This window comes from uncultured Demequina sp., assembly GCF_913055775.1.
In the GTDB taxonomy this organism is placed as follows: domain Bacteria; phylum Actinomycetota; class Actinomycetes; order Actinomycetales; family Demequinaceae; genus Demequina.
This window is the reverse complement of sequence record NZ_CAJXJX010000097.1, coordinates 1-10446: the sequence shown is the minus strand read 5'-3', so window position 1 is coordinate 10446 and position 10446 is coordinate 1. Positions and strand designations below refer to the sequence as shown.

Sequence of the window (10446 nt, the reverse complement as noted above, 5' to 3'; positions counted from 1 at the left end):
TGATCGGGACCAGGACCGGCGGGGGCACGGCGCGGAAGAACTCGAGGACGGGCTCGGAGAGCGCACGCAATGACGGAGAGAGGCCGATCGCTGTGCCGAGCACGATGCCGAGGACCACCGCGATCCCGAACCCGATGCCGAGCCGCGCGAGCGACGGGAACACGTCGCCGACGATGCGGTCCATGGTCCACGTCGTGGGGAACGCCTCGAGGATCGTGGACAGCGGCGGCCAGAAAGGGTTGGTCGAGCCCGCCGAGGCAACCCACCATCCGGTCAGCAGGATCCCGGGGAGCCCGAGTGCATAGCCAGCTTGCTTGAAATACCTGGTCATGACTGCTCGCTCCTCACCGAGGGATGCCACCACAGGGCCTTGCGCTCGATGAGTCTCACGAGCAGGTTGACGGCCACTCCGATGAAGCCGATGACGATCACCAGTGCGTAGGTTTCGGGCACCGCGCCGGAGCTCTGGGCGACGCCGAGCTCGCGTCCCAGGCCGTCGACGCCGATCACCAGCTCGGCGGTGATCTCGAGGATGAGCGCCACCGCCGCCCCGAGCCTGAAGGCGGTCATGATGTACGGCAGTGCCGTGGGGTAGACGACTGAGCGCGCGATGCGGATGGGCCCGAACTGGTACGAGCGCGCGGTGTCGCGGGCCACCGGGTCCACGTCCGCCACGCCGTAGAGGACCTGGACCAGCACCTGCCAGAACGCCGCGTAGACCACCAGCACGAACGCGGACTGCGGCTGCGTGCCGAAGATGAGGATGACCAGCGGGATGAGCGCCACCGATGGGATCGGGCGCAGGAACTCGATGGTCGAGTTGGTGAACTTCCTGAGGAATGCGCTGGAGCCGATGACGAAGCCCACGACGATGCCGAGCGCCATGGCCGCGGCGAGGCCGATCGCCCAGCCGCGCACGGTGAGCCACAGCGCCTCCCAGAACCAGCCCTCGCCGAGCATCTCGAACAGTGACGCGTACATCTCGGTCACGGGCGGAAGGAAGTCGGGGTTGACGATCCCGGTGCGGGAGAGGGTCTCCGCCCCGGCGAGGACGATGAGGACGCCGGTAACACCGAGCCAGAGGTCGCGGCTGCGGCGCGGCCTTCTGGAGCGCGTCGCGGTCCGCGGACGGGAGGACGGTGTCAGCGTGGCTGAGCTCGGGCTCACGGGGAGGCCTCCGATTCGACGGCTAGCAGTGGTCGGGGGTGAGGCGAAGCCGGTGCCGGGGCCGCGGCGTGAAGTGCCGCGGCCCCGGTGCCGCTACTTCAGGTTGGAGAGGTCAGGGATCTCGCTGAGCGTCCCGTCCGTCACCGCGAGCTCGGCCTGGAGGTCGACCGACGCGGCGTCGATCTCGCTCGGCCAGCCCGGCAGGCGCACGGCGTTCGCCGTCGCCTCGTCCATCCTCGTGTAGGTCAGCACGATCGCGCGGACCTCATCGGGGTTCGCGGTGGCGTACTCGAACGACTTGGCGAGCGCGGCCGAGAAGCCTGCGACCGCGTCGGGGTTCTCGGCCGCGAAGTCGGACGAGGTGAAGTACTCGGCAATCATGAACGTCGGGCTCATCGCGAGGAAGTTCGAGCCGATGTCCACCAGGTCCTGGTTAACTCCTGCCTGTCGGAAGGGCTCGACCACCTGGCCCGCGTCGATGTCTCCCGACACGATCGCGGGAACGATGTCCGGGAACGGCAGCTCGACGTACGTAATCGTCGAGGGGTCGCCGCCGTCGTCGCGCACCATCTGGTTGATGGTGGCGGTGTTGACGTTGGCGAGCGCGTTGACGCCGACCTTCTTGCCCTCCAGATCCTTCGCGGTGGAGATGCCGGAGTCGGGCTGGGTGAGCACCGCCGCCATGTCCTCCTCGGTGCCGTTGGTCGAGGCGCCGGGGCCGACTGCCTCCAGGCCCACGCCGTTGGCGGTTCCGAGAATCAGCGAGGTGACATTGCTGAACCCGAACTCGTAGTCGCCCTGACTGACCGAGGGGATGATGAAGGCGCCGCCCTGGGCGAGCTCGAGGGTGAGGTTGAGGCCCTCCTCCTCAAAGAACCCCTGCTCGACGCCGAGGTAGACCGGCGCCACATCGAGGATCGGGATGAGGCCGACCGTGACGTCGAGCACTTCCATCATCTCGTCGGAGTCGGTGTCAGTGGTCTCGGTGGTCTCGGGCTCCGCCGAGGTCTCGTCGGGTTCGGCGTCCGAGTCGCCGTCGGAACTGCACGCTGCGAGCGTGAGCATGGCGGCCGCGCCGGCAATGCCGAGCAGCGCCTTCACGCGGGTGGACAGCGTTGCGGACTGTACTTCCATGGGCTCTCCTCCTTGAGATCCCACCCTCATCGTCGAGGGTGTGGCAGATCCACCATAGCGCGATTGTCGACAATCTTGTGGACGATTTTGATAACGAACTCGCAACGGGCCGAGGCGATGGTCTACACGGTCGCGCGGAGCGCCTCGATGACCGACGCGATGTGTGCCCGCATGGCGGCCTCCGCCGCGTCGCCGTCGCGCGCGATGACGGCGTCGATGATCGCCTGGTGCTGGTGCACGGAGACACTCGAGCGGCCAGGAACGCGCGACAGCGCGTACTGATGCCTCACCATCTGGCCGTGCAGCCGGGCGATGATGTCGCTCGCCTTGTCGTGCCCCGCGATCTCGCGGACCGCGCTATGGAGGCGCGAGTTCAACTCTCCGTACGCCCCCGTATCGCCCGCGGCGACAGCGGCGTGCATGCTCGCGCCGATCTCTTCGAGGTCTGCGGCCTGCGCAGCGGAGACCCGCTCGGCCGCACGGCGGGCGATCAGACCTTCGACCACCCCGCGCACCTCCGAGATCTCGACCGCCTCGTCGATCCCGATGTCGCGGATCCGCGCCCCGACGTTGGGGATGCGCTCCACGAGCCCCTCTGCTTCGAGCGCCTGGAGCGCCGCGCGAATCGCGAAGCGGCTGGCGGAGTAGTCCTCGCAGAGCTCGGCCTCGACCAGGCGCTGGCGCGGTGCGTACCGGCCGGCGAGGATCGCTGCCTTGAAGTCATCGAGTACACGCGTGTCGGTAGCCATGACGCTCCTCCGTAGGGACCAACAATATTGTCAACAATATAGGCGACATCGTGCCTGCGTGCGTGTCACGCGCAAGCGTGTCGCGGCATGTGCGCGCACGTGCGGCCGAGCAATGCCTCAGGCAACCCTGTCGAACGCCTCGGCGTCCACCTCGGCGGACTGCGCTGCGTTGTACCGCTGGCCCGACACGGTCGCGGTATGGATGAGCGCGCTCGCACGCGCGAGCAGCGCGGTATCGACCGTGAGCCCCTCCGCGGACCGATTCTCCCGCAGGTGCTCAAGGCTGGTGGTGCCGGGGATCGCCACCACGTGCTCGCCGCGCGACAGCACCCATGCGAGAGCGAGCTGTGCCGGAGTGCGTCCCGCCTCGGCGGCGAGCGCCCGCCACGGAGGCAGCAGCGCGGCGTTCGCCGGCCAGTGGTCGGGCTGGAAGCGCGGCATGGCCCGGCGAATGTCCTTCGGTGCGAGGGCCTCAGGATCCGTGACTCCCCCGGCGAGGAAGCCACGCGCCACGGGCGAGAACGCGACCAGGGCGACGCCGGCCTCGCGCGTCGCATCGAGCATGCCCAGTTCGGGGTTGCGGCTCCACAGTGAGTACTCGTTCTGGACGGCCGCGATCGGAGCTTCCGCGAGTGCCTCGCTCAGACGTGCGACCGACACTTCCGACAGCCCGATCGCACCGATCTTGCCGGCCGCGACCGCCTCAGCGAGCGCGCCGACGCTCTCCGCGATCGGCACACCCTTGTCCCAGCGGTGCAGGTAGTAGAGGTCGATCCGCTCGATGCCGAGCCGCGCCAGCGACGCGTCGACCTGAGCCTTGAGAGTCTCAGGTCTGCCGTCGATGGTCTTGACCCCATCCACCAGCGCCATCCCGCCCTTGCTGGCGACCACCGCATCGGCCCTACGGCCCTTGAGCGCACGCCCCACGAGCTCCTCGTTGCGCCCGCCGCCATAGAGCGTCGCGGTGTCGAGCAGACCCACACCGTCGTCGAGCGCGGCGCACAGCATCCTGACGCCGTCCTCGGCAGGCGGCGCGACGCCGTAGGCATGACTGAGCTCCATGCAGCCCAGACCCATCCGCGGAAGGATCACCCGAGCTGCTCCTCCAGCGCGCCGAGCACCCGGTAGCAGTCGATCACCTGGCGCAGCGAGGAGTTCGGCTCGCGGCCCTCCCGAATCGCAGCCACGAACTCGCGGTCCTGGAGCTCGATGCCGTTCATGCTCACCGCGACCTGGGACACGTCGATGGGCTCTTCGCGGCCGTCGACCAGGTCGTCGTAGCGCGCGATGTACGTGCCGGTGTCCCCGATGTAGCGGAAGAACGTGCCGAAGGGGCCGTCGTTGTTGAACGACAGCGACAGCGTGCAGATCGCCCCGGACTCCGCCTTCAGCTGTATCGACATGTCCATCGCGATGCCGAGCTCGGGGTGGATGGGCCCCTGGACGGCGTTCGCCTGGACGATGCGCCCTGCCTGATGCGCGAAGAGGTCCACGGTGTGCGCCGCGTGGTGCCACAGCAGGTGGTCGGTCCACGAGCGTGGCTCGCCCTTGGCGTTCGTGTTGGTCCGGCGGAAGAAGTACGTCTGCACGTCCATCTGTTGAATGCCCAACTCCCCTGCGGCGATCCGCTGGTGGACCCACTGGTGAGAGGGGTTGAAGCGACGTGTGTGGCCGACCATCGCCACCAGGTCGGATGCCTCGGCAGCGGCCAAGGTCGCCTCGGCGTCGCCGAGCGAGTCCGCGAGCGGGATCTCCACCTGTACGTGCTTGCCGGCCGCGAGCGCAGCCTGGGTCTGGGACGCGTGGAGGCCCGTCGGGGTCGCGAGGATGACCGCGTCGACGTCGTCGCGCTCGAGGACCTCCTCGTAGCTCAGCAACGCCGTGGGGACGCCGTACTTCTCGGCCACGTCCTGCGTCGGTTCCGGGCGGGTGCCGCTGACGACTGTCACCTGCGCCTCGGGGATGTTCATCAGCCCATCGAGGTGCTTCATCCCGAAGGCGCCGGCGGCGCCGACGACGGCGATGCGGACCTTGTCGCCGCTCATGCATGGACCTCCTGCGGAATCGCCTCGGCTGCGGGGGCGGCCTGAGCGACGGGGTTGCTCAGCACCAGGTGGCCGACCGCGGTGTTGGACGCGGGCACGTGATAGAAGCGGTGGTCGACGCTGGGCGCGCCGCCCTCGAACTGGTCGTCCATCGCGCCGCGGGCGATCAGCCAGTCCACCAGCTCGATGCCCTCGGAGCCAGCCTCGTCGACGTATTCCATGTGGGACCACTCAGTCAGCCCGAGCGGATCGGCGATGAGGTGGTCGAGGAACGCGTTGTCCCACTCCCTATTGATCAGTCCCGCGCGGGGTCCCTGGAGCTGGTGGCTCATGCCGCCCGTGCCCCAGATCTGCACATTGAGCGGCTCCCCGTCCCACTTGTCGAGAGCTCGGCGAATCGCCTTGCCGAGCTCGTAGCAGCGACGTCCGGACGGCACGGGGTACTGGACCACGTTGACGGGCAGCGGGATCACCTTGCACGGCCACTCATCGACGTCGCCGAAGACCAGGGACAGCGGCACGGTGAGGCCGTGGTCGACCACCATCTCGTTGACCAGCGTGAGGTCGAAGTCGTCCTGGATCACCGACTGCGCGATGTGCGCAGCGAGCTCCGGGTGACCGTAGACGTCGGGCACCGGGCGTGGCCCGTAGCCCTCGTCGGCGACCGGGTAGTGCGCGCCCGTGCCGAGCACGAAGGTCGGGATGATGGTGGAGTCGAAGGCCGTGGCGTGGTCGTTGTAGACCAGGATGATCACGTCCGGCGTGTTCTCCTTCACCCACTTCCGCGTCCACTCGTAGCCCGCGAACAGCTTCTTCCAGTACGGCTCCTGCGTCTTGCCGAGGTCCATCGCGGCGCCGATCGCGGGCACGTGCGACGTGAACAGCGCCGACGTGTAGCACGCGGGCGCGTCCTCGCGCATCGTGGTCGCCTTCTCGTTCGAGGGCGGCGTCCAGCCGTCGAGGTCCTTGAGGCGCACGCCCTCGGGGCGCCGTCCGCCGCCGACCATCATGTCGCGGTACGCGGCCTCGCTCATCCCGGTCATTGAGCCGGCCATCTGCTGGAAGCTCAGTCCGTGCGTCGCGCCGATCTTCGACAGGAAGTAGATGTTGCCGCCCTCGGCCATCATGGCGTTGAGGTCCATGTCGAGCACGGCCTGGCGCTGCGCGGGCGACAGGGGCCACTCGTCGAGGTAGGCCTCGCGGTCAGCGAGGTAGCGCTCGCGATTCTCGGGCTTCATGAGCGACATCGAGAACTGGTTGAGGTGGAAGCCCTTCCGGGCCTGCTCCGCGTCAAAGATGATGGTGCCAGGGATGTCCTGGTAGGGCTTGTCGAGTGGCATGTCATGCTCCTTCCGGCCAGTAGAGTCGCTGCGGGTTGTCGACCAGCAGCTTCCGCTGCAACTTTGCGGTGGTGGCGATGTGGGGGATGTGGTCGACCAGCAGCCCGTCGTCGGGCATGTGGTCCTTGAGGTTGGGGTGGGGCCAGTCGGTGCCCCACAGCACGCGGTCGGGGAACTCCTCGACCACGCGTCGGGCGAACGGCACCACGTCGGTGTACGCCTGCCTCTCGCCGTCGAGCGCGCGCGGACCGGTGACGCTGAGCCTCTCGGGGCACGACACCTTGGTCCACACGTTGGGGTTCTCGCGCATGAAGCGCAGGAAGAGGGCGAAGTCCTCGCCGTCGGGATCCTTGGTCACGTCGGGGCGACCCATGTGGTCGACGACGACCTCCGTGGGGATGGCGGAGAAGAAGTCGTACAACTCCGGCAGGTCCTCGGCCTCGAAGTAGATGACGACGTGCCAGCCGAGCGGCGCGATCTTCGCGACGATCTCCTCGAGCGAGTCGGTGGGCACCCGATCCACGAGCCGCTTGACGAAGTTGAACCGGACTCCGCGAACGCCCGCCGCGTGGAGCTCCGCCAGCTCCTCCTCGGTGACGTCGCGGCGGACGGTGGCGACGCCGCGCGCACGACCTTCGCTGCGCAGCAGCGCGTCGACGAGCGCGCGGTTGTCGGCGCCGTGGCAGGTCGCCTGCACGATGACATTGCGGTCGAAGCCCAGGTGGTCGCGCAGCGCGAACAGTTGAGCGGCCGACGCGTCGCACGGCGTGTACTTGCGCTCCGGCGCGAACGGGAACTGCCCACCGGGACCGAAGACATGACAGTGCGCATCGACCGCGCCCGTAGGCAGGCGGAAGGCTGGCGTCGCGGGCCCGTCGTACCAGTCGAGCCACCCGGGCGTCTTCTCGAACCCGCCGGTCGTCTCGCCGTGCGGCGTCGCGGCAATCGTGTCGTGGCCGGGGATGTCCTTGATCACGTGTGGCGTCCTTGTCACTCGCGGGTATGGATCCCACCCTAGGCACGCGCAACACTGTGGTCCAATAGATTCCACAGGAATGCCTCATAGAGAGATTCAATAGATGGCCGTCGCAGATCTGAACCAACTCCGTACCTTTGTCGTGCTCTACGAGATGCGCAGCCTGACCGGCACGGCAGATCGGCTCCACGTCACCCAGCCGACCGTGAGCTACACGCTCGCCCGCCTGCGCAAGCGGTTCGGCGACGACCTGTTCCGCCGCGAAGGACACGTGATGGTGCCCACGCCGCGCGCGACGCAGCTGTTCGGCCCGCTGCACGAGGCGCTCGCCCAGATCGACGCGACCGTCGCCGACAGCGGCACCTTCGAGCCCGAGCGCTTCGACGGCGAGCTCACCTTGGGGCTCACCTCGATCGGCGAGCAGACCTTCCTGCCGCCAATCATGGCGGCGCTGAGACGCCACCACGCCGGCCCGCACCTTGTGGCAAAGCGTCTGGACGTCGCCGTGGCCGAGGAGGAGCTCGTGCGCGGCGCGATCGACGTCGCTCTCACTGTCTCGGTGATGGATACGGCGCGGCTGTGGCGCACCCCCGTGCGCGGCGTCGAGTACGTCGCGCTGACGGCACGGGAGCATCCCTTGCCGCCCACAGGACCGGAGATGTTCGAGGGCAGGCGCTTCATCCGCGTGTCGACCCGCGGAGGTCACGTGTTCCCGTGGCAGGCGCTCGTCGAGCACGGCCTCACACCCCAGGTCGCCCTCACCGTCGAAGAGCACTCCACCGTGCCCGCCGTGCTGGCGTCCACCGATCTTGTGGCCCTTCTCCCCCGCCATGTGGCCGATGTGTTCTGCGCCTGGTTCCCCGATCTCGAGACCGCTGATCTGCCGTGGCCGGGCACGAGCTCGCCGGTCGCGCTCTACACGCGCCGCGAACTGAACCTCTCACCCGCGCAGCGGTGGTTCCGGCGCCTCGTCCTCCACGCGGTGAGCAGCGGCGAGTTCACCGACGACGCTCAGCGCTGAGGGCGGTTCCAGCTCGCCTTCGCGGGAAAGACCGGGCTGCGCACGGGGATGGTCCACGACGAGTGCGGGTGAACCGTCAGCAGAGCGCGCTCCCACCACGTTCGAGCCTCCTCCGACAGCGTCGGCAGCACCGCGTCCTTATCGACATCGTCTACGGGGCGCGGGCTGAAGCACTTCCACACCAGCTGCACCTCGGGCGCGCCGGTCGGGACGCCGTCGAGGTCGAGCACGGCGCGGTCCCAGGGCAGCTGCAGGCGCGCATCCCGGCGGTAGACCCACGCGCGCGGCGCGCCGTCCTCGATGTTGACGCGCAGCACCCAGGCGCCCGCGTCGTCGTCCCGGATCAACACCGGCTGTACGGCGGCGTCCTCCGGCGCGTCGGCGAGCGGCATGACCTCGTCACCGTCGGGCGCCCACGCGCTCCAATGCGGCGGCAGCACGGCGAGGAGCGCCGTGAGGTCGCCCGGCATGGTGCTGATGTCGATGTTCTCTCGAGGGCGGATCGGCGCCCCCACCCAGCGGTCGAGCGCCACGCCGCCAGCGAGCCACCAGCGGGCATCAGCCGGCGCAAGGAGGGATGCCAACGCCTCGACGGCGAGCGGGGCCCAAGGCCCGGAGGGAGACGGAGTCGCCGATGACATGGCACGAGGCTACCCCCGCGACGCGGCCACTCCGAAGCGCCCGCTCCGACACACGCACCCGCACGAAGCCGCGTCTTACAGCGGCCACCCCGTGTAGGCCTCGGCGAGGTAGGCGGACCCGGCCTCGGACTCGACCACAGTGCGCAACTCCCCCAGCTGACGCCGGCGATCGAAGTCAGACGCCTCCGGCACAGCGTGAAGCATGCTCGTCATCCACCACGAGAAGTGCTGGGCCTTCCAGATGCGAGCGGATGCGCGCTCGTCGAAGATCTCGATGAGCGACGCGTCACCGCCCGAGAGCAACGACTCGAGCGCCTCGGCGAGCAGCACGACGTCGGCGACCGCGAGGTTCATGCCCTTGGCCCCCGTCGGCGGCACGGTGTGCGCCGCGTCGCCGACGATCGCCATCCGGCCACGCGTGAGCGAGCGGGCCACGAAGCTTCGGAACCGCAGCACGTCGCGCTTGAAGATCGGACCCTCATGGAGCGTCGCGCCGGGGACGCGACGCTGGAGCGTGTCCCAGATCTGCGCCTCGGACAGAGCATCCGGGTCCGCGTCGGGATCGCACTGAAAGTACATGCGCTGCACACTGGGAGAGCGCTGGCTGATGAGCGCGAAGCCGTCGGGCGAGTTCGAATAGATGAGCTCATCAGCGCTCGGAGGCGCCTCGCACAGGATGCCGAACCAGCCGAAGGGGTACTCCCGGAAGTGGCCGCCATGACTGCCGCACACGGCGGTGCGTACGACGCTGCGCGACCCGTCGGCGCCGACGACGAAGTCTGCGCTCACCTCGAGCTCCTCACCATCCAAGGTGGTCGCGATGACCGTCGGAGTGTCGGACTCCGCACCCACGGCCTCGCGGGCGGTGACGCCAAAGCGGATGTCCTGTCCGTCGGCGAGACGCGCCGCGATGAGGTCCCTCAACGCCTCGTGCTGGGGGTAGAGCCACACGCTTCGACCGACGAGCCCGGCGAAGTCGATGCGATGCCCCACGCCGTCGAAGCGCAGCTCGATGCCATCGTGGCGGCTGCCGACGGTGCGGGCGCGGGAGCCGGGCACGTCATCGAGCAGCTCGACCGTTCCCTGCTCGAGGATTCCGGCGCGGATGGTGCTCTCGATCTCCTCGCGGCTGCGGGCGTCGAGGATGATCGAGTCGATCCCCGCGCGAGCCAGCAGGTGGGACAGCAGCAGGCCGGCGGGACCGGCCCCGACGATCGCGACGCGGGTGCGGACGGCGTCCATGGCATCTCCTTTGATGTCGATGCCGCCATCTTCGCGCTCCGGACCACCGACGTGGGAACGATTCCCGTTGAACAGGAGTCTCTGTTCAGGCGCACATCCCGGCTGTCAGCGTCGGTATCCCATCGCCGTCT

Annotated in this window: 11 protein-coding genes; 1 reads left to right on the top strand and 10 read right to left on the bottom strand. The window is 68.7% G+C overall.

All coding sequences use genetic code 11. The features are described from left to right. The 8 genes from QZ483_RS10185 to QZ483_RS10150 form a co-directional block, all read right to left on the bottom strand. On the bottom strand, window positions 1-331 hold a 331-nt coding region (locus tag QZ483_RS10185), incomplete at its 3' end, for an ABC transporter permease (RefSeq protein WP_367117103.1). Further along, window positions 328-1167: an ABC transporter permease gene (locus QZ483_RS10180; protein WP_297083603.1), complete on the bottom strand. Its 840-nt coding sequence runs from the start codon at window positions 1165-1167 to the stop codon at window positions 328-330. The genes QZ483_RS10185 and QZ483_RS10180, both read right to left, overlap by 4 nt. A 93-nt stretch (window positions 1168-1260) precedes the next feature. Continuing rightward, a complete protein-coding gene (locus QZ483_RS10175) occupies window positions 1261-2301 on the bottom strand; it encodes an ABC transporter substrate-binding protein (protein ID WP_297083601.1) in 1041 nt (346 codons plus the stop codon). A gap of 122 nt (window positions 2302-2423) precedes the next feature. Next, window positions 2424-3050, bottom strand: a complete 627-nt coding sequence (locus QZ483_RS10170) for a GntR family transcriptional regulator (protein WP_297083599.1) — start codon at window positions 3048-3050, stop codon at window positions 2424-2426. Window positions 3051-3167: 117 nt separating this feature from the next. Then, entirely contained in the window at window positions 3168-4142 is a 975-nt protein-coding gene (locus QZ483_RS10165) for an aldo/keto reductase (protein ID WP_297083597.1), read from the bottom strand. Then, on the bottom strand, window positions 4139-5095 hold the full coding sequence (locus QZ483_RS10160; RefSeq protein WP_297083595.1) for a Gfo/Idh/MocA family oxidoreductase: 957 nt from the start codon (window positions 5093-5095) through the stop codon (window positions 4139-4141). The genes QZ483_RS10165 and QZ483_RS10160 overlap by 4 nt, the downstream gene beginning before the upstream one ends. After that, window positions 5092-6435, bottom strand: coding sequence for a protocatechuate 4,5-dioxygenase subunit alpha/beta (locus QZ483_RS10155; protein WP_297083593.1), 1344 nt, complete (start codon window positions 6433-6435; stop codon window positions 5092-5094). The genes QZ483_RS10160 and QZ483_RS10155 overlap by 4 nt, the downstream gene beginning before the upstream one ends. Window position 6436: 1 nt before the next feature. Next, window positions 6437-7411, bottom strand: coding sequence for an amidohydrolase family protein (locus tag QZ483_RS10150; protein ID WP_297083591.1), 975 nt, complete (start codon window positions 7409-7411; stop codon window positions 6437-6439). A 103-nt stretch (window positions 7412-7514) separates the two neighbouring features. Between QZ483_RS10150 and QZ483_RS10145 the strand changes: the two genes are divergently transcribed. Continuing rightward, window positions 7515-8432 carry a LysR family transcriptional regulator gene (locus tag QZ483_RS10145; protein WP_297083589.1) on the top strand — a complete coding sequence of 306 codons (918 nt, stop codon included), beginning with the start codon at window positions 7515-7517 and terminating at the stop codon, window positions 8430-8432. On the opposite strand, the gene QZ483_RS10140 is transcribed toward QZ483_RS10145, so the two are convergent. Further along, entirely contained in the window at window positions 8423-9073 is a 651-nt protein-coding gene (locus tag QZ483_RS10140) for a nucleotidyltransferase domain-containing protein (RefSeq protein ID WP_297083587.1), read from the bottom strand. The genes QZ483_RS10145 and QZ483_RS10140 overlap by 10 nt on opposite strands. A 75-nt stretch (window positions 9074-9148) precedes the next feature. Continuing rightward, window positions 9149-10315, bottom strand: coding sequence for a 4-hydroxybenzoate 3-monooxygenase (locus tag QZ483_RS10135; protein WP_297083586.1), 1167 nt, complete (start codon window positions 10313-10315; stop codon window positions 9149-9151). Between the last annotated feature and the right edge of the window lie 131 nt (window positions 10316-10446).